The sequence below is a fragment of the Streptomyces sp. NPDC042371 genome (assembly GCF_056437465.1).
Genome location: NZ_JBWKAP010000005.1, coordinates 564,131 through 581,793 on the forward strand (window position 1 = coordinate 564,131; position 17,663 = coordinate 581,793).

Consider the following 17,663-nt stretch of genomic DNA (forward strand, 5'->3'; position numbering starts at 1 on the left):
CGTTCATGGATATGAAAGGAGTTCATGTCTGAGATGGCGGGGAGCATGCCACGAAGCCGCCCCGGGCGGAAGGGGCGGCGGCAAGGAAAGAAAGGGGTGGGAGGAGTGAGAGGAGTGGAAGAAGAGGGCCGAGGTGCGTGTGCTCAGCCGCGTGGCTGAGTCAGGTGCGTGAACGCATCAAGGTTCCGCGTCGACTCGCCCCGGGAGAGCCGCCACTCGTACTCCTTGCGGATCGCCGACGCGAAGCCCAGCTCCAGGAGCGTGTTGAAGGAGTCGTCCGAGGCGGAGAGGACCGAGCCGAGGAGGCGGTCCAGTTCGGCGGGGGTGACCGCGGAGAGCGGCAGCTTGCCCGCGAGGTAGACGTCGCCGAGCGAGTCGATCGCGTAACTCACGCCGTAGAGGCGGAGGTTCCGCTCCAGGAGCCAGCGGTGCACCGCCTCGTGGTTCTCGTCGGGGTGGCGGATCACGAAGGCGTTCAGGGAGAGGGAGTGGTTGCCGACGCGCAGCGAGAGCGTCGTGGAGAGCTTCCGGGTGCCCGGCAGCTTCACCACGTACGAACCGGGCTCGGGGGTCTCCCATTCGAGCTCGGCGTCGTCCAGCGTCCCTTCGATGACCGACGCGGCATCCGTATCCGTATCCGCATCCGTATTCAGATCCGTATCCGTCGTCCCCGTCTGCTCAGCCCGCTCAACCATGGTGCGAGCGTACGTGACGGCGAGAAGCGCGGAAGTCGTGCATCGCCGCGGTGTAGACGTCGGCCGTGGCGGACGCCGCCGTGTCCCAGCCGAAGGACTGCGCGTGCCGGGCGGCGGCCGCCCCCATGCGGTCCACAAGCTGTGGATGATCGGCGAAATCGCGCAGCACGCGCGCGTAGTGGGCCGGTTCGTGGCCAGGGATCAGGAATCCGGTGACCTCGTCGCGCACCGCGACGGGCAGGCCGCCCACCGCGGCGGCCAGGACCGGCGTGCCCGCGGCCTGCGCCTCGATGGCGACGAGGCCGAAGGACTCGCTGTAGGAGGGCATCACCAGGACCGAAGCCGCCCTGAACCAGTCCGCCAGCTGCTCCTGGCCGACCGGCGGCTGGAAGCGGACGACGTCCGCGATCCCCAGCTTCGCGGCCAGCTTCTGCAGCCCTTCGGGCTTCGCGAGGCCGCTGCCGCTCGGGCCGCCGACTATGGGGACGACGATGTTCGAGCGCAGCGCGGGACGCTCGTCCAGCAGGACGGCGACGGCGCGGAGCAGCAGGTCAGGGGCCTTCAGGGGCTGGATGCGGCCCGCGAAGAGCGGCACGAGGGCGTCCTGCGGCAGGCCGAGGCGGTGCCGGGCGGCGGCGCGCCCGTCGGCGGGGCGGAACCGTTCGAGGTTCACGCCGGGGTGGACGACGGCGACCTTGCCGGGTTCGGCCTCGTAGTGGCGTACGAGCTCGTCGGCCTCTTCGGAGGTGTTGGCGATGAGGCGGTCGGCGGCCCGGACGATCTGGGTCTCGCCGATGACGCGGGCGGCGGGCTCGGGGGTGTCGCCGGTGGCGAGCGACGCGTTCTTGACCTTCGCCATGGTGTGCATGGCGTGGACGAGCGGCACGCCCCAGCGTTCGGCCGCGAGCCAGCCGACGTGGCCGGAGAGCCAGTAGTGGGAGTGGACCAGGTCGTAGTAGCCGGGCCGGTGGCCCGCCCAGGCCTGCATCACGCCGTGGGTGAAGGCGCAGAGCTGGGCCGGGAGCTCTTCCTTGGCGAGTCCTTCGTAGGGACCCGCGTCCACGTGGCGCACGAGGATGCCGGGCGCCAGCTCCACGGTGGGCGGGAGCCCGCCGGTGGTGGCGCGCGTGAAGATCTCCACCTCGATGTTGATCGCGGCGAGGCGCTTGGCGAGCTCGACGATGTAGACGTTCATGCCGCCCGCGTCGCCCGTGCCGGGCTGGTGCAGCGGCGAGGTGTGCACGCTCAGCATCGCCACGCGGCGCGGACGCCGCTGCGAGCCGGGAATGCCGGGCATGCGGAGCCTTGGGGGTGCCGCCGGGGAGCGACGCCCGAGCCTGGACACGTACTGGCTCACCTGACGGTCCTCCTTGCGTACGTGCATGGGTACGGGCATGGCTCGGAGGAGGCCGTACGTTCCTCCAGAGGGAGAACACCGGAGCCCGCTGCTCCATTTCCAACCTGTCCGTTTTTACCAAAGCATTACGTTGCGTCCCTCAACTGCCATCCCCGCATACCCTTCCCCTATGGCCCCACGCACCTCTTCCCGCCCCGTGGGAACGGTGACGCGCGGGACCACGAACCCGAACCGGCTGCGCCGCATGGACCGCTGGATCGCGGCCGTCCACGGCGCCGCGCTGCGCCGTTCCGCGGACCCCGTCGCCGTCGACCTCGGATACGGCGCCTCCCCCTGGACCGCCGTCGAGCTGCTCCTCAGGCTGCGTACCGTCGCCCCACGCGCGCGTGTCGTCGGCATCGAGATCGATCCGGCGCGCGTCGCGGCCGCCGCCCCCTACGAGCGCGAGGGGCTCTCCTTCCGGCACGGCGGCTTCGAGGTCCCGCTGGCGGGGTGGTCGGGCACGGGGTCGCCCGGCGCGGGGACACCCGGCACGAGGCCGGTCCTGATCCGTGCCGCGAACGTCCTGCGGCAGTACGACGAGGAGCAGGTCGCCGCCGTCTGGGAGCGGCTCCGCGCCCGCCTCTCCCCCGGCGGGCTGCTCGTCGAGGGCACCTGCGACGAGATCGGGCGGCGGCACGTGTGGGTCGCGCTCGGGCCCGAGGGGCCGCGCACGGTGACCTTCGCGACGCGGCTCGGCTCCCTGGACCAGCCCTCCGACCTCGCCGAGCGGCTCCCGAAGGCGCTGATCCACCGGAACGTGCCGGGCGAGCCCGTACACGCGTTCCTGCGCGACTTCGACCGGGCCTGGGCGGCCGCGGCGCCCTACGCCTCGTACGGGGCGCGCCAGCGGTGGATCAGGACGGTGCGGGATCTGACCGCCGACTGGCCGGTCCTTGACGGGGTGTCACGGTGGCGGCAGGGCGAAGTGACGGTGCGCTGGGAGGCGTTGGCGCCTCGGTCGGGGTGACCCCCGGTCGGTGACCCCCAGCTGGTGACCCCCCGGTCGGGGTGAACCCCTAGGCCACTTCGGGGTCACCCGGACGTCACCCGGAGATGGTCGGGTGTCCGTGGCCGAAGGGAACGAACTCCGCGTGCCGTACGTCACATGGGGCGGGTGGGAGATCTGAGCTGGTGGGCCGGAGTTGATGTCGGGCTCTGTCCTATCGAGCGCTGACGTGGCACGATCCCGATGACGACCGGAAGTTACTGACGGTAAATCAGCTTTTGGGGGTGGCGGAGCGTGACTGGCAAGCGATACTCGACGGCGACGGCCGTGGCGCTGATCTGCGCGGCGACGGTGCTGGCCGCACCGGGGACGGCCTTTGCGAGACCGGCGAGTGCCCCCGCGAATCCGGCGCAGCCGCCCGCCGATCCGACGCCCCGCACGGACAAGTCCCTGGAGCAGGTCCGCAAGGAGATCGACGATCTCTACCACGACGCGGGCGTGGCCACGGATGCGTACAACGCGGCCGAGGAGAAGGCCGACAAGCAGTCCAAGCAGATCGTGCAGCTGGCCAGGGACATCGCCAAGGGCCAGGCGAAGCTCAAGAAGCTGAAGGCCCGCGCGGGCGCCGCGGCCCGCGCGCAGTACCGGGGCGGTGGCATGCCGTCCGAGGCCCAGCTGATGCTCAGCGACGACCCGGGCCAGTTCCTGGACGGCGCACGGCGCATGCGGCAGGGCGAGAAGGCCACCAAGGGCATGCTGACCGAGCTGGAGAGAACCCAGGACGACCTGCGGATCTATGCCGAGGACGCCACAGCACGCTGGACGAAGCTGGAAGCCAACCGCAAGTCCAAGGCCGCCGCGAAGAAGAAGATCAAGAAGAAGATCGCGGCCGCCGAGAAGATCGAGTCGACGCTGGAGAAGAAGGAGCAGGAGCGGCTGCGCAAGCTGGAGGAGGCGGCCGCCCTCAAGAAGCAGTCGGCGTGGGTGAGTTCGGGCGTCCTGAAGGACATCGACGGCAAGGCGTCGGCCCGGGGCAAGAAGGCCATCGAGTTCGCCACCGCCCAGATCGGCAAGCCGTACGTGTGGGGCGCCGAGGGCCCGGGTTCGTACGACTGCTCGGGGCTCACCTCCAAGGCCTGGGCCTCCGCGGGGCGGGGCATTCCGCGGACGTCGCAGGAGCAGTGGAAGCAGCTGCCGCGCGTCGACGTGAAGAACATGCGCCCCGGCGACCTGATCATCTACCACTCGGACGCGAGCCACGTCGGGATGTACCTGGGCGACGGCGCGATCGTGCACGCACCGCGTCCCGGCCGGGACGTGACGATCACGGGCGCGGGTTCGATGCAGATACTCGGCGTCGTACGCCCCGACAAGTAACCACCCTCCCGGCGAACGGGTCGACCATGTGACCCAGCGCACGCCGCGGCGCCCCGCTCAACCCTCGCGGCGTGATGTTCGTCATCCCCTGCGGGACCCTGCCGTGCCCAATTGCGTTCCTGGATGCGGCATATGACGGTGGCCGTTTGCCGCGCGCCATTCCAATGGAGGCGCGGCTACCGCTATGGTCCCCGTCGGTGCCGCGTCGACCTGCGCGGCACCATGCCCTCGGGGGGAGGGAAGGAACCAAGCGATGCCCGTACCCATACCGCGGCAGAGAGCGATCCCGGCCGCGGAAGGCGGTCAGGCTCATGCGGCGCCCCCGCACGACACGACGGCGCCCGCCCACGAAGGCAGCAGCACCACCGGCTACAACAGCACCACCAGCGCCACCGGCTACAACAACAGCACCACCAGCGGCACCGACTACAACAACAGCATCAGCAGCAGCAACGGCTCCGGCCTCAGCCTGCTGGTGATCGAGGACGACCCGGCAGGGTCGCTCAGCGTTCCCGAGCTCCTGGACTCCGCGGGCAAGCCCATCCGCATCCGCACCGCCCGCAACCTCACCGAGGCCGAGCGGCTGCTCACGGACGACGTGCACTGCATCCTGCTCGACCTCGCCCTGCCCGCCCCCGGCACCGCCGAGGGCGACGAGGACGAGCTGGTCGCCCTCAAGCACGTGCTGCGCCTCGCGCCCCGGCACGCCGTCCTCGCCCTCACCGCGAACGACGACTCCGAGCAGGGCGCCGAGGCCGTGCGCGTCGGCGCCCAGGACTACCTCTTCCGGGACGAGCTGGACGCCCGGCTGCTGAGCCGCGCCATCCGGTACGCGGTCGAGCGCAAGCGCGCCGACGCCGCCCAGCGCCAGCTGACCGAGTCGCGCCTGCGCGCCCAGGAGAACGCCCGCCTGGAGCGCGGCCTGCTGCCGACACCGCTCCTCGAAGGCTCACCGCTGCGGTTCGCCGCCCGCTACCGGCCCGGCCGCTCCCGCGCGCTGCTCGGCGGCGACTTCTACGACACCGTGCGCACGCCCGACGGCTCCGTACACGTCATGATCGGCGACGTCTGCGGCCACGGCCCCGACGAGGCGGCACTCGGCGTGGAGCTACGCATCGCCTGGCGCGCGCTGACCTTCGCGGGCCTGTGCGGCGACGAGCTGCTCTCCACGTTGCAGAAGGTCCTGGAGCACGAGCGCGCGGACGACGAGATCTTCGCGACGCTCTGCACGGTCGACATCGCCCCGGACGGCCGCAGGGCCGGTCTCTGTCTCGCCGGGCACCCGTCGCCGCTGATCGCGCGCGAGGGACGGCTAGCCGAGCTGCTCCCGTACGAGGACGGCGGCCCCGCGCTGGGTCTCCTGCCGCGCGCCCGCTGGCCGCGCCGCCAGGTGGAGCTGGGCGGCAAGTGGAGCCTGATGCTCTACACGGACGGCCTGATCGAGGGCCGCATCGGCCAGGGCACTCAGCGCCTGGGCCAGGAGGGCATGGTGGACATGGTCCGCCGCCAGATCGCCGCGGGACTGCAGGGGGACGAGCTGCTGGAGGCGGCGATGAACGAGGTGCGCGACCTCAACGGCGGGGATCTGACGGACGACGTGGCGGTACTGCTCCTGGACCGGACGCCCGGGTCACACTGAGTCGGGGCTACGGGAGACGGGGCTACCGGCCGCCGTTGTACGGCCCGTACGGACCGTCGCTGCTGGAGCCGCCGCGGCGGCCGCCGCCGCCCGTGATCTGCCGGATCGCGGGGCGCACGTCGACCATGTACACGATGGTGGCGACGAGGCCGATGATCGGCAGGAACGACAGGATCGGGAAGAGCAGGTTCACCACGAAGGCGATGCCGAGGATGATCAGCCAGAACGGCTTGGTCTTCTTGTCCGCCGCGCGATAGGCGTCCTCACGCCGGACGGCGGCGTCGATGAGCGCGAATCCGCTGAAGACGATCAGGGCCAGCGACAGCAGCCACATGAAGTTCGCGAACCCTTGCATCAGCACAACGTCCACCACCAGTCTCGGCTCATCAATTACGCGGCCACGGTACCCGCTACCCGGTCAACGGGGCGGACACTCCGTGAGTGCCCGCCCCCGCACATCGCGCCCTACTTGGCGGGCGGCGTGGTCTTCTTCGCGGTCGTCTTCTTGGCCGGAGCCTTCTTGGCGGCAGGCTTCTTCGCCGGGGCTGCGGCCACGCTCTTGGGCGCGGCGGTCTGCGCCGCCTCGGGCTGCGCGGGCTCCTCGTCGGGCTCGACGGACTCGGCCAGGTCGAGGATCTCCTCGGCGGCCTCGCCGCGCCACGACTTCACGGCCTGCTCACCGTGCTCGGCGACCTCGTCGTACTTCTCGCGCGCCTTGACCGCGAACTCGGCGGCCACGCCGACACCGCGCAGCGCGAGGTCCTGGGCGCTCTCGCCGAGCTTCTTCAGGTCGGTGTCGAGCGAGCCGAACACCTCGGTGACCTTGGCCTGGATGGTCTCCTGCGCCACCTTGGCGCGGGCACTTGCCTTGTCCTGCACGACCTTCGGGTCGGTGTTGCGCACCGCGTCGATGCGGGACGGCGCCTCGGCGATCAGCTGCTCGACGAGGCCAGGAACCTTCTTCGCCTGCTGGAAGGCGAGGTCCGCGGACCCGGCGACGAAGTACGCGGGGGTGGGGTTGCTCAGGGTCTTGCGCAGGTCATCGGTGATGGCCATGACGAGGGTCCTCCCGGATTCGCGTCGGCTTGTTCAGCGCGTTCGGCTTGCTTGAGGGTGATGACAGCAATTGCACTGATTACGGTGATTACGTTGATTGCTTCGGGTCGACATCAGGACCGTCAGCCTCGTCGGCGTGCTCCGCGTGCTCTGCGAGGTCCTCGTACGACGACGTCTCGAAGCCGTTCTCCTTGCGGAACGACTCGTAGATCTGCAACAGCACCTGCTTCTGGCGCTCGTTGATGGAGGGGTCGGCGAGGATGACGGCGCGCGTCTCCAGCTCGTCCCGCTCCTTCTCGTCGAGGATCCCGGCCCGCACGTACAGCGTCTCGGCGGAGATCCGCAGGGCCTTGGCGACCTGCTGCAGGACCTCGGCGCTCGGCTTGCGCAGGCCGCGCTCGATCTGGCTCAGATACGGATTGGACACCCCGGCGGCATCGGCGAGCTGACGCAGCGAAAGCTGCGCACTGCGCCGCTGTTCGCGCAGGTACTCACCGAGGTTGCCGACGTGGAGTGATGCCATGCCTCGATGGTGCAGCACCCTTGCTAACTATTGCAAGCAGTCGCTTGCAAAAGTGCGCTACGCCACTTCATCCGAGGGCGGCTGGACCTCATCGAAGAGGGCGAGGGCCTGGGAGGGGTCCTGGCTCACGAGGCGTTCCAGGCCGGTCGTCGTGATCTCCGCCCACCTGCTGGCGTCGCCGCGGCTGTCGCGCTGGCCGACGAGGGCAGGCTTGAGGCTGTTTCCCGGCGCTGGCCAGGGCCGTGCACGACGGCACGGACGTGGACGCCGAGGTGTCCTTCGCGACCGGCCTGGACTGGGTCCTCGATGCCGTGGGCGCCAAGCTCGCCCGGCCCTCGGCGTGACAGCGCTCAGCGCTCAAGGGATCTCGGTTCAAGAACCGGCAGGACCCCGGCAGCGGTCCCGCACCTCCGGGCGCCGCTCGAAACCGGCCGACTCGTACGTGGCGACGGCGGCCTGGTTGGTGCTCGGGGTGACGACGAGTGCGCTCGACGAGCCCAGCTCCCGGAGCGCGGCCGCAGCGGCGAGGGTGATCCGCTCGCCGTGGCCGCGACGGCGGTGGTCCCGGTGCACGCCCATCGGCTCGAGCACCCCGGGCCTGCCCGGACCGGCCGCCCACACGGTCACCGCCGCCACCGCGCTGTCCTGCTCGTCGTACGCGACCAGAGACCGGGCGTCGGCGTACGGCGATCCCTTCGCCAGCCTCTGCCAGTGCTCGGCCGTGAACTTCGCCCCGTCGAAGGACGCCCGGAGCACGGCCGCGAACACCTCTGCCTGCTCCGGGCCCACCGTCTCGATCCGCAGACCCGAATCCTCCACCGGGGCGGTGAGGTCGCGGCGCAGCGGCGTCCACGGGTCGTCGGTGGGCCAGCCGTCCTCCCCCAGCAGGTCGTGGACCAGCGCGTCCATGGGCGCCTCGATGCTCGCCTGCCCCTCGGGCAGCACGCCGCGCTCCGGCACGGTCACGTCGGCGACCAGTTGCCGCGCGAGCTCATCGTCCCGCCGGGCGTCCGGCGCGACCGTCAGCCGCAGCAGGTCGGGGCCGTCCAGCAGCCCGACGGCGAGGATCCGTCCGTCCCTGCTCCACGTCCTGACCGCCGCCGCGGTCGTCTCCGCGCCCCCTCGCCAGAACCAGCCCAGGTCCCCCGGGTGCAGCTGCATCGGCGCCCCCTCGTACTGCCACTCCCGCAGCACGCCCACAGCCTCGTCCAGCCCGTCGATCCCTGGTGTGGCCAACGTGATCGTCATGGGTCCGATCACACACCACCACGCCGACCGCCCGCATCCGAATATCCGGTGGGCCGGAGCGAGTTGCTCTCCGGAGCCATGGATCTATGGATCTTTGGTGGTGGCGTGCATATCGTCGCCAGCATGGCTCTGCGACCGGTGAACGTGAACATGAAGGCCCTCGACAACGAGGCCGTCGGCGATTTCTGGGCGGCGGCGCTCGGCTGGGGTGTCTCCAGTGAGGCGCCCGGCGTGACCAACGTCGAGCCCGGCGGCGACTTCGTCTGGCCGGACGCGTCCGCCATCTGCGTCGACGTGGTCATCGTCCCGGAAGGGAAGACCGAGACGAAGAACCGGGTGCACCTCGACCTCGCCACCACCTCCCTCGCCCATCAGGCTGAGTTGGTCGCCCGCCTGAAGGAGCTCGGCGCGACGCCCGTCGACGTGGGCCAGGGCGACGTCCCGTGGGTGGTCCTCGCCGACCCGGAAGGCAACGAGTTCTGCGTGCTGGAGCCCCGGGAGATCTACCGGGACACCGGGCCGGTCGCCGCCATCGTGGTCGACTGCCAGGACCCGCGGGCCATGGCGCGGTTCTGGGGCGGGGCGACGGACTGGACCGTGCACGAGGTGACCGACGACCAGGCGGTGCTGCGGTCCGCCGAGGGCGTCGGCCCGTACATCGAGTTCCTCCGCGTGCCCGGCGGGAAGACCGTGCCGGACCGCGTCCACATCGACCTCCTGCCGTACCCCGGTGACGATACGGAGGCGGAGGTCGCCCGGCTGCGTGTCCTCGGCGCCGCCGACCTCGACCTCGGCCAGGGCGACGTCCCGTGGAAGTGCCTGACCGACCCGGAGGACCACGAGTTCTGCGTCCTCGCGGCGCGTCCCGCACCCTGACGACACGGAGCCCGTACACCCCACCGACGCGTCAGTCGGCGGCCTTGCCGAACCACGTGGGCAGCTGCCCGAGCAGCTCCTGCTGATCGTCGCCGACCCACGCGACGTGCCCGTCCGGCCGCAGCAGCACCGCGGGCACGTCCAGCTCCTCGCTGGCGTCGACGACGTGGTCGACCCGGTCCTCCCAGCCCGCGACCGAGAGTCGGCCGGTCCGGTCGAGCAGCAGCCCGCGGCCGCCGTGCGTCAGCCCGAAGAGGCGGCCCCGCTTCAGCTCCACGTCCCGCATCCGGCGGCCGAGCAGCTCGTGGCCCTCGCCGAAGTCGTAGCGGACCCCGATCCCGGTGATCTTCTCGATCAGGTGCCGGTTCACCTCGTCGAAGTCGATCAGTTCCGACATCAGCCGGCGCACCGCCTGGGCCCCCGGCTCCACGGACATCAGCTGCATCTGCGCGCGGGTGTTGTCCAGCACCTCGGCGGCCACGGGGTGCCGCTCCGCCTGGTAGCTGTCGAGGAGGCCGTCCGGCGCCCACCCGTGCACCGCGGCGGCCAGCTTCCAGCCGAGGTTGAACGCGTCCTGGAGCCCGAGGTTGAGCCCCTGCCCGCCGGTCGGCGGGTGGATGTGCGCCGCGTCCCCGGCCAGCAGCACCCGGCCGACCCGGTAGCGCTCGGCTAGCCGGGTGGCGTCGCCGAAACGGGACAGCCAGCGCGGCGAGTGCACGCCGAAGTCGGTGCCCGCGAACGCCCGCAGCTGCCGCTGGAAGTCCGCGAGGACCGGCGGGGCCGCCCGGTCCTCCGCGACGCCGTCCGCGGGCACGATGACGCGGAACACCCCGTCGCCGAGCGGCATCGCGCCGAACCGCAGCTGCGTCTTGCGGACCTCGGCGACCACCTCAGCGAGCTCCTCCGGAGAGACCGTCATCTCCATCTCGCCCAGCAGCGTCTCCACCCTGCTGGGCTCCCCAGGGAAGCCGACGCCGAGCAGCTTGCGCACCGCGCTGCGGCCGCCGTCGCAGCCGACGAGGTAGCGCGAGCGCAGCCGCGTGCCGTCGGCCAGTTCGACCGTGACCCCGTCGTCGTCCTGATCGAGACCGACCACTTCGCAGCCGCGCCGGACCTCGACGCCGAGTTCGGCGGCGTGCTCGGCCAGCAGGCGCTCGGTGACCTGCTGCGGAATGGCGAGCACGTACGAATGCGCGGTGTCCATCCGCTCCGGCCACGCCTTGGCCAGGCCCGCGAAGAAGCCGCCCGCCCTGATCTCCTTGCCCTCCGCCTGGAAGCGCTCCAGCAGACCGCGCTGGTCCATCACCTCGATGCTGCGCACGTGCAGGCCCTGCGCACGAGACTGCTTGGTCGGCTCCGTCTCCTTCTCCAGGATGAGGACGTCCACGCCCTGGAGCCTCAGTTCGGCGGCCATCATCAGGCCGGTCGGTCCGCCACCGGCGATGATTACGTCAGCCACTGCGCCAGCCACTGCGTCAGCCATGAAAATCCCCTGTTCGACGAGCTCGGAGGGGAGATTGTGCGGGGTGACCGGGGCCTTGCCGCAAGGCCCCCTGTGCGCTATAAGTTGAGAGTGGCAAGGAGCGAGTTTCCCTCCTTGCCTTTTGTGTTTCCTCTCGGGCCTGCGTCGGGACGCGGTTGTCAGACCCCCCGGCTAGCGTGACCAAGAGCACTGCTTTCACGCCAACTCCCTCCCGTACGACACCACGTACGGGACTCGCTGCCCCGCGGAGACAACGATGAGCAAGCCCAGGACGCACGCCGCCGACAGCCACGACCTGATCCGCGTGCACGGCGCCCGCGAGAACAACCTCAAGGACGTCAGCATCGAGATCCCGAAGCGCCGTCTGACGGTGTTCACCGGCGTTTCGGGCTCGGGCAAGAGCTCGCTGGTGTTCGACACGATCGCCGCGGAGTCCCAGCGGCTCATCAACGAGACGTACAGCGCCTTCGTTCAGGGCTTCATGCCGAACCAGGCGCGCCCCGAGGTCGACGTGCTCGACGGCCTCACCACCGCGATCACCGTCGGCCAGCAGCGGATGGGCGGCGACCCGCGCTCCACGGTCGGCACCGCCACCGACGCCAACGCGATGCTGCGCATCCTCTTCAGCCGCCTCGGCAAGCCGCACATCGGCCCGCCGAGCGCGTACTCGTTCAACACCGCGTCGGTCCGGGCGAGCGGCGCGATCACCGTGGAGCGCGGCAACAAGACCGAGGCACAGAAGGCGACGTACCAGCGCACGGGCGGCATGTGCACGCACTGCGAGGGCCGGGGCAGCGTCTCCGACATCGACCTCACGCAGCTGTACGACGACTCCAAGTCGCTCTCCGAGGGCGCGTTCACCATCCCCGGCTGGAAGTCGGACAGCCAGTGGACCGTGCAGGTGTACGCCCAGTCCGGCTTCGTCGACCCGGACAAGCCGATCCGTGAGTACTCGAAGAAGGAGCTGCGGGACTTCCTCTACGGGGACGCGGTCAAGGTGAAGGTCAACGGCGTGAACCTCACCTACGAAGGGCTGATCCCCAAGATCCAGAAGTCGTTCCTGGCCAAGGACAAGGAGTCGATGCAGCCGCACATCCGGGCCTTCGTGGAGCGTGCGGTCACCTTCACCACCTGTCCCGAGTGCGACGGCACCCGGCTCAGCGAGGGGGCCCGCTCATCGAAGATCAAGCGGAAGAGCATCGCCGACGTCTGCGCGATGGAGATCAGGGACCTGGCCGAGTGGACCCGCGGCCTGCTCCCGTCGTCGCCGGGCGCTGCGAGCGGTGCGTACGAGACGGTGGCGCCGCTGCTCACCGCGTTGCAGCAGACCCTCGACTCGTTCGTGGAGATCGGCCTCGGCTATCTCGCGCTCGACCGGCCCGCGGCCACCCTGTCGGGCGGCGAGGCGCAGCGCGTCAAGATGATCCGCCACCTCGGCTCCTCGCTCACCGACGTCACGTACGTCTTCGACGAGCCCACCATCGGTCTGCACCCGCACGACATCCGGCGGATGAACGACCTGCTGCTGCGCCTGCGGGACAAGGGCAACACCGTGCTCGTCGTGGAGCACAAGCCGGAGACCATCGTGATCGGCGACCACGTCGTCGACCTCGGCCCCGGCGCCGGGACGGCGGGCGGCACCGTCTGCTTCGAGGGCACCGTGGAGGGGCTGCGGGCCTCCGGCACCGTGACCGGCCGCCACTTCGACGACCGGGCCGCGCTCAAGGAGACCGTGCGCAAGCCCACCGGCGCGCTGGAGATCCGCGGCGCGAGCGCGCACAACCTGCGCGGGGTCGACGTCGACATCCCGCTCGGGGTGCTCACCGTCGTCACCGGGGTCGCCGGGTCCGGCAAGAGCTCGCTCGTGCACAAGTCGATGCCCGCCGACGCGGGCGTGGTGGCGGTCGACCAGACCCCGATCCGCGGCTCGCGGCGGAGCAACCCCGCGACGTACACCGGCCTGCTCGACCCGATCCGCAAGGCCTTCGCCAAGGCCAACGGCGTGAAGCCCGCGCTGTTCAGCGCCAACTCCGAGGGCGCCTGCCCGGCCTGCAACGGCGCCGGGGTCATCTACACCGACCTGGGCATGATGGCGAGCGTCGCCACACCGTGCGAGGACTGCGAGGGCAGGCGGTTCCAGGCGTCGGTCCTGGAGTACCACCTCGGCGGCCGCGACATCAGCGAGGTCCTCGCGATGTCCGTGGACGAGGCCGAGGAGTTCTTCGGCGGCGGCGAGGCCCAGACGCCCGCGGCCCACCGCATCCTGCGCCGCCTGGCCGACGTCGGCCTCGGCTACCTCAGCCTCGGCCAGCCGCTCACCACCCTCTCCGGAGGCGAGCGGCAGCGGCTCAAGCTGGCCACGCACATGGCCGACAAGGGCGGTGTCTACGTCCTCGACGAGCCGACCACCGGCCTCCACCTCGCCGACGTCGAGCAGCTCCTCGGCCTCCTCGACCGGCTCGTCGACGCGGGCAAGTCGGTCATCGTCATCGAGCACCACCAGTCGGTGATGGCGCACGCCGACTGGATCATCGACCTCGGCCCCGGGGCGGGCCACGACGGCGGCAAGATCGTCTTCGAGGGCACGCCCGCGGAGCTGGTCGCGGCGCGCTCGACGCTTACGGGTGAGCATCTTGCGGAGTACGTGGGCGCCTGACCGCTCCCCCTCCACCTCCGCCTCCGCCCGCTGGGACCCCTCGGCCCCGGACAGCTGCCGCGTCGCGCTGTCCGGGGCTTCGTCGTCTCCGTGTCATCGGCGAGGGCCACGGTGCCGACGGGCCGACCCGGATCACCGAGTTGCTCGGGCGCCGCTGAGGGTCGGGTAGTCGGTGTATCCGGCCGCCCCGCCCTCGTACATCAGGCCTTTGTCCCGCGGGGGGTTGAGGGGCGCGCCGAGGCGCATCCGCTCGACCAGGTCGGGGTTGGCGAGGAACGCGCGGCCCAGCGAGACGAGGTCCGCCCCCGCGGCAAGCAGCCGCTCGCCCGCGCCCCGGCCGCCGTCGGCGGGCAGCGGGCCGCCCCAGCCGAGGACCGGGTTGGCGATGAGCGTGCCGGGCCAGCTCGCGCGGAGCTGCCGGAAGAGGTCGCTGTCGGGGTCGGCGAAGACGACGTGGAGGTAGGCGAGGTCACCGATGCCCTTGAGCGCGTCGACGAGCTGGGGATAGATGTCCTCGGTGTCGCCCTCCTCGATGCCGTTGACGGTGATGCCGGGCGCGATGCGCACGCCGACGCGCTCGGCGCCGATCTCGTCGGCGACGGCACGGACGACCTCGACGACGAAGCGGATGCGGTGGGCGACCGGGCCGCCGTAGGCGTCGGTGCGGTGGTTGGTGTTCTGCGCGAGGAACTGCTGGAGGAGGTAGCCGTTCGCCGCGTGGACCTCGACCCCGGCGAAGCCCGCGTCGACGGCGCGGCGGGCGGCGGCCGCGAAGTCGGCGACGGTGCCGTGGATCTCGTCGGGCGTCATCTCTCTGGGGGTGACGGCCGGTTGGTGGCCGGTCGGGGTGTGGATGGTGTCCGGGAGCGGGACCGGGGAGGGCGCGACCGGTGTGAGCCCGCTGTTGTCCGGGTGCCCGACGCGGCCGCCGTGCTGGATCTGCAGGAACATCCGCCCGCCCGCGTCGCGCACGGCGCCGGTCACCCGCCGCCAGCCCGCGACGTGCGCGTCATTGTGGATCGCGGTGATGTTGGCGTACGTCTGCCCGACCGCGTTGGGCGTGGACGCCTCGGCGATGATCAGGCCCGCGGTGGCGCGCTGGGCGTAGTAGGTGGCCATGACCGGCTCCGGGACACCGTCGGCGGAGGCACGGTTGCGGGTCATGGGTGCCATGACGAGGCGGTTGGGGAGGGGAAGGGTGCCTAGGTGGGTGGGGGTGAGGAGGGGGGAGGGGGAGAGGGAGAGGGATGCGGTGGGGGTGGCGTCCGTCGCGGTCCCGGCCGCCACGGCGGTGGGGGCGGTGGGGGCGGTCGCGGCGCTGGCGTCCATCGAGGTCGTGACGCCCGTGACGGTCGTGGCAGGCGCGGCAGTCGTGACGGCGGTGTCCGTCGCGGTCGCGGCGGTGGTTGTGGCGGCGGTCGTGGCGGTGGCGGTGGCGGTCGTCATGGTGGGCTCCCCCTGGTCGGTGCCGTGCGGTGCAGCACGGTGGGTTGTGGTGCGGCTGGGTCGGTCGGCGTGTCCGGGCCGGTCGGCTCGTTGCCTGGTGACGAGGACGACTCTGCTCCGGACCGCTTCGGGGCCGCTGACGGTCCGCTGACGCTCCCGTCGCGGGGAGGCCCGATCAGCCCGATGGCTCGGGCCCCACACCACGCCCCCGCCGCCCGCCGCTCCGGTCAGCCCGATGGCACAAGCCCCACAAACCGACCTTCGTCGACCGCCGCTCCGGCTAGCCCGATGACACAAGCCCCACAACCCGCCCCCCGTCGACCGCCGCTCCGACGAGCCCGATGGCTCGGAGCCACACCCCGCCCCCGCCGACTGTGGCCCCCGCCCACCTCGTCGCCCCCTCCGGGCGCCGCCCAGAATGACGGCCCCCACACCGCCCGGACCCCGGAGGTACGCATGGCCCGCGGAAAGACCCCCCTCGCCCTGGCCGCCACCGTCAGCCTCACCCTCGCCCTCGGCGGCACGACCGGCACGACCGGCGCCGCCGCGGCCGTCCCCGCGCCCACCCCTGGCGAACTGCGCCCGTACGACATCGAGTCGACGTACGTCTCCGGCGTCTCGTCCGGCGGGTATCTCGCCGACCAGCTGCACGTGGCCCACTCCGCCGTCTTCAAGGGCGCGGGCATCTTCAGCGCGGGGGCGTATGACTGTGCGCAGGGCAGCGTCAACACCGCGCTCTACGCCTGCATGGACACGTACATGCCGCGCAAGACCCCCGCGCAGCTGGAGCAGCTGACCAGAGAGCGTGCGGCGGCAGGCCGCGTCGACCCCGTGGCGAACCTGTCCGGCGACCCGGTCTGGCTGTACCACGGCGGGAACGACCGGACCGTAGACCGCGCGGTCAACGACGACCTGGCCGCCTACCACCGGGACTTCGGCGCGAACGTCTCCTACGACACGTCATCCGCCGCGGGCCACGCCTGGGTCTCCCCGCTCGGCAAGGTGCCCTGCGCGACCACCGCCTCGCCCTACGTCAACACCTGCGGCACCGACCCCGAACGGGACATGCTCACGCACCTCTTCGGCGCGCCCGTGCACCCCGCCACCACCGCCCCGCTGGACGGCACCCTCGTCCGCTTCGACCAGAACCGCCACGTCCCCGGCGGCAACGCGGCCGCCGTCAGCATGGGCAAGGACGGCTTCGCGTACGTCCCGAAGGCCTGCACGGGCGGAACCTGTCGGCTGATGGTGGCGCTGCACGGCTGCCAGCAGACGTACGGCCAGATCGGCGACACGTTCATGTCCCAGGCCTACTTGAACGAGTACGCCGACACGAACCGCATGATCGTCCTGTACCCGCAGGCCACCACCGCCCTCGACAACCCGCGCGGCTGCTGGAACTGGTGGGGGTACGGCGGCGACACCCACTACGCCGACAAGAGCGGCAAGCAGATCACCGCAATCATGAGCATGGTCAAGCAGCTGGGCGGGTGATCAGTCAGGTGATCAGGCGGCCGGACAGGTGATCGGGCGGCCGGGCGGGCGAAGAAGGAGCGCCGGTAGTCGCCGGGTGACACCCCGACCTGCTTGAGGAAGTGGTGCCGGAGGTTGTTGGCCGTGCCGAGGCCGCTCAGCTCGCCCACCCGCTCGACCGGCAGGTCCGTCGTCTCCAGCAGGCTCTGGGCCCGCGCGATCCGCTGGTTGAGCAGCCACCGCAGCGGAGTCGTGCCGGTGGCCTCGTGGAGGCGCCGGTAGAAGGTGCGCGGGCTCATCGCCGCCCGGCGCGCCAGGTCGTCGACGGTCAGCGGCCGGTCGAGGTGCGCGCGGGCCCACTCCAGTACGGGGCCGAGGCCCGCGTCGTCCGTCTCGGGCACGGAGAGGTCGATGAACTGGGCCTGCCCGCCGGGGCGGTGGGCGGGCACGACCATGCGGCGTGCCAGCTGGTTGGCGACGTGCGCGCCGAGGTCGCGGCGGACCAGGTGCAGACAGAGGTCGAGGCCCGCGGTGAGTCCGGCGCTACGCGCCGCAGGTGGACGCCGCGCGCTATCCGGGCGACGACGCCACCGTCGACGTACAGATCGCCGCGATCGACCACCTGATCCACGCGGCAGAGGCACGCGGCATCGACAACACCCTGCCCGAGCTCCTGAAGTCGACGATGGAGCGGGCGGCCGCGGCGGGCCACGGCGGCGACAGCTACGCGAGCGTGATCGAGGTCCTCAAGAGCGAAACCCCATCCGCCCACCGCTGACCCGGCAACCCACCGCTAACCCGGCAACCCACCGCTGCCCCGGCAACCCACCGCTAGTCCCCCCTCCC

General features: G+C 71.3%; 14 protein-coding genes and 3 pseudogenes. 8 read left to right on the forward strand and 9 right to left on the reverse strand.

The features are described 5' to 3' along the window. Nucleotides 1–143 precede the first annotated feature (143 nt). Nucleotides 144–695 carry a type III secretion system chaperone family protein gene (locus AC068B_RS18615; RefSeq protein WP_478672626.1) on the reverse strand — a complete coding sequence of 184 codons (552 nt, stop codon included), beginning with the start codon at nucleotides 693–695 and terminating at the stop codon, nucleotides 144–146. Next, nucleotides 688–2,052, reverse strand: a complete 1,365-nt coding sequence (mshA, locus tag AC068B_RS18620) for a D-inositol-3-phosphate glycosyltransferase (RefSeq protein ID WP_478672740.1) — start codon at nucleotides 2,050–2,052, stop codon at nucleotides 688–690. The genes AC068B_RS18615 and mshA overlap by 8 nt, the downstream gene beginning before the upstream one ends. A 169-nt stretch (nucleotides 2,053–2,221) precedes the next feature. Between mshA and AC068B_RS18625 the strand changes: the two genes are divergently transcribed. The 3 genes from AC068B_RS18625 to AC068B_RS18635 all read left to right on the forward strand — a co-directional run bounded on the left by AC068B_RS18625 (nucleotide 2,222) and on the right by AC068B_RS18635 (nucleotide 6,056). Then, entirely contained in the window at nucleotides 2,222–3,061 is an 840-nt protein-coding gene (locus tag AC068B_RS18625; RefSeq protein ID WP_478672627.1) for a class I SAM-dependent methyltransferase, read from the forward strand. Nucleotides 3,062–3,334: 273 nt separating this feature from the next. Beyond that, a complete protein-coding gene (locus AC068B_RS18630; RefSeq protein ID WP_478672628.1) occupies nucleotides 3,335–4,417 on the forward strand; it encodes a C40 family peptidase in 1,083 nt (360 codons plus the stop codon). A 253-nt stretch (nucleotides 4,418–4,670) separates the two neighbouring features. Further along, on the forward strand, nucleotides 4,671–6,056 hold the full coding sequence (locus tag AC068B_RS18635) for a PP2C family protein-serine/threonine phosphatase (protein ID WP_478672629.1): 1,386 nt from the start codon (nucleotides 4,671–4,673) through the stop codon (nucleotides 6,054–6,056). 22 nt (nucleotides 6,057–6,078) lie between these two features. On the opposite strand, the gene AC068B_RS18640 is transcribed toward AC068B_RS18635, so the two are convergent. The 3 genes from AC068B_RS18640 to AC068B_RS18650 form a co-directional block, all read right to left on the reverse strand. Further along, a complete protein-coding gene (locus AC068B_RS18640) occupies nucleotides 6,079–6,411 on the reverse strand; it encodes a DUF2516 family protein (RefSeq protein ID WP_208609543.1) in 333 nt (110 codons plus the stop codon). Nucleotides 6,412–6,521: 110 nt separating this feature from the next. Then, nucleotides 6,522–7,112 carry a hypothetical protein gene (locus AC068B_RS18645; protein WP_478672631.1) on the reverse strand — a complete coding sequence of 197 codons (591 nt, stop codon included), beginning with the start codon at nucleotides 7,110–7,112 and terminating at the stop codon, nucleotides 6,522–6,524. Between the two features lie 88 nt (nucleotides 7,113–7,200). Further along, nucleotides 7,201–7,635, reverse strand: a complete 435-nt coding sequence (locus AC068B_RS18650) for a helix-turn-helix domain-containing protein (RefSeq protein WP_478672632.1) — start codon at nucleotides 7,633–7,635, stop codon at nucleotides 7,201–7,203. Nucleotides 7,636–7,850: 215 nt separating this feature from the next. On the opposite strand from AC068B_RS18650, the pseudogene AC068B_RS18655 reads away from it, so the two are divergent. Continuing rightward, nucleotides 7,851–7,979: pseudogene (locus AC068B_RS18655) on the forward strand (TetR/AcrR family transcriptional regulator); the annotation flags it as partial. 28 nt (nucleotides 7,980–8,007) lie between these two features. Here the strand turns inward: AC068B_RS18655 and AC068B_RS18660 are convergent. Then, the gene (locus tag AC068B_RS18660; protein WP_478672633.1) at nucleotides 8,008–8,883 is read right to left on the reverse strand and encodes a GNAT family N-acetyltransferase; all 876 of its coding nucleotides are present in this window, start codon (nucleotides 8,881–8,883) and stop codon (nucleotides 8,008–8,010) included. Nucleotides 8,884–9,006: 123 nt separating this feature from the next. On the opposite strand from AC068B_RS18660, the gene AC068B_RS18665 reads away from it, so the two are divergent. Beyond that, complete coding sequence (locus tag AC068B_RS18665) at nucleotides 9,007–9,759, forward strand: VOC family protein (protein WP_478672635.1); 753 nt, start codon at nucleotides 9,007–9,009, stop codon at nucleotides 9,757–9,759. 31 nt (nucleotides 9,760–9,790) lie between these two features. Here AC068B_RS18665 and rox read toward each other — a convergent pair whose 3' ends face one another. Continuing rightward, complete coding sequence (gene rox, locus AC068B_RS18670; RefSeq protein ID WP_478672636.1) at nucleotides 9,791–11,218, reverse strand: rifampin monooxygenase; 1,428 nt, start codon at nucleotides 11,216–11,218, stop codon at nucleotides 9,791–9,793. Between the two features lie 280 nt (nucleotides 11,219–11,498). Here rox and AC068B_RS18675 point away from each other — a divergent pair, with 280 nt between their 5' ends. After that, nucleotides 11,499–13,898: an ATP-binding cassette domain-containing protein gene (locus AC068B_RS18675; RefSeq protein ID WP_478672638.1), complete on the forward strand. Its 2,400-nt coding sequence runs from the start codon at nucleotides 11,499–11,501 to the stop codon at nucleotides 13,896–13,898. A gap of 132 nt (nucleotides 13,899–14,030) precedes the next feature. Here AC068B_RS18675 and AC068B_RS18680 read toward each other — a convergent pair whose 3' ends face one another. Then, nucleotides 14,031–15,344 carry an alkene reductase gene (locus tag AC068B_RS18680; RefSeq protein ID WP_478672639.1) on the reverse strand — a complete coding sequence of 438 codons (1,314 nt, stop codon included), beginning with the start codon at nucleotides 15,342–15,344 and terminating at the stop codon, nucleotides 14,031–14,033. Between the two features lie 456 nt (nucleotides 15,345–15,800). On the opposite strand from AC068B_RS18680, the gene AC068B_RS18685 reads away from it, so the two are divergent. Continuing rightward, entirely contained in the window at nucleotides 15,801–16,838 is a 1,038-nt protein-coding gene (locus AC068B_RS18685) for an extracellular catalytic domain type 2 short-chain-length polyhydroxyalkanoate depolymerase (RefSeq protein WP_478672640.1), read from the forward strand. Here AC068B_RS18685 and AC068B_RS18690 read toward each other — a convergent pair. Further along, nucleotides 16,772–17,362: pseudogene (locus AC068B_RS18690) on the reverse strand (helix-turn-helix domain-containing protein); the annotation flags it as partial. The gene AC068B_RS18685 and the pseudogene AC068B_RS18690 sit on opposite strands and share 67 nt — an antisense overlap. On the opposite strand from AC068B_RS18690, the pseudogene AC068B_RS18695 reads away from it, so the two are divergent. Further along, nucleotides 17,362–17,595: pseudogene (locus AC068B_RS18695) on the forward strand (imine reductase family protein); the annotation flags it as partial. The pseudogenes AC068B_RS18690 and AC068B_RS18695 sit on opposite strands and share 1 nt — an antisense overlap. Nucleotides 17,596–17,663: the final 68 nt, after the last annotated feature.

Coding starts and splice junctions, on each gene's coding strand:
- AC068B_RS18665 (WP_478672635.1), top strand. CDS start 9,007: ATGGCTCTGCGACCGGTGAACGTGAACATGAAGGCCCTCGACAACGAG.
- AC068B_RS18660 (WP_478672633.1), bottom strand. CDS start 8,883: ATGACGATCACGTTGGCCACACCAGGGATCGACGGGCTGGACGAGGCT.
- AC068B_RS18640 (WP_208609543.1), bottom strand. CDS start 6,411: ATGCAAGGGTTCGCGAACTTCATGTGGCTGCTGTCGCTGGCCCTGATC.
- AC068B_RS18625 (WP_478672627.1), top strand. CDS start 2,222: ATGGCCCCACGCACCTCTTCCCGCCCCGTGGGAACGGTGACGCGCGGG.
- AC068B_RS18615 (WP_478672626.1), bottom strand. CDS start 695: ATGGTTGAGCGGGCTGAGCAGACGGGGACGACGGATACGGATCTGAAT.
- AC068B_RS18645 (WP_478672631.1), bottom strand. CDS start 7,112: ATGGCCATCACCGATGACCTGCGCAAGACCCTGAGCAACCCCACCCCC.
- AC068B_RS18685 (WP_478672640.1), top strand. CDS start 15,801: ATGGCCCGCGGAAAGACCCCCCTCGCCCTGGCCGCCACCGTCAGCCTC.
- AC068B_RS18675 (WP_478672638.1), top strand. CDS start 11,499: ATGAGCAAGCCCAGGACGCACGCCGCCGACAGCCACGACCTGATCCGC.
- AC068B_RS18650 (WP_478672632.1), bottom strand. CDS start 7,635: ATGGCATCACTCCACGTCGGCAACCTCGGTGAGTACCTGCGCGAACAG.
- AC068B_RS18635 (WP_478672629.1), top strand. CDS start 4,671: ATGCCCGTACCCATACCGCGGCAGAGAGCGATCCCGGCCGCGGAAGGC.
- AC068B_RS18680 (WP_478672639.1), bottom strand. CDS start 15,344: ATGACGACCGCCACCGCCACCGCCACGACCGCCGCCACAACCACCGCC.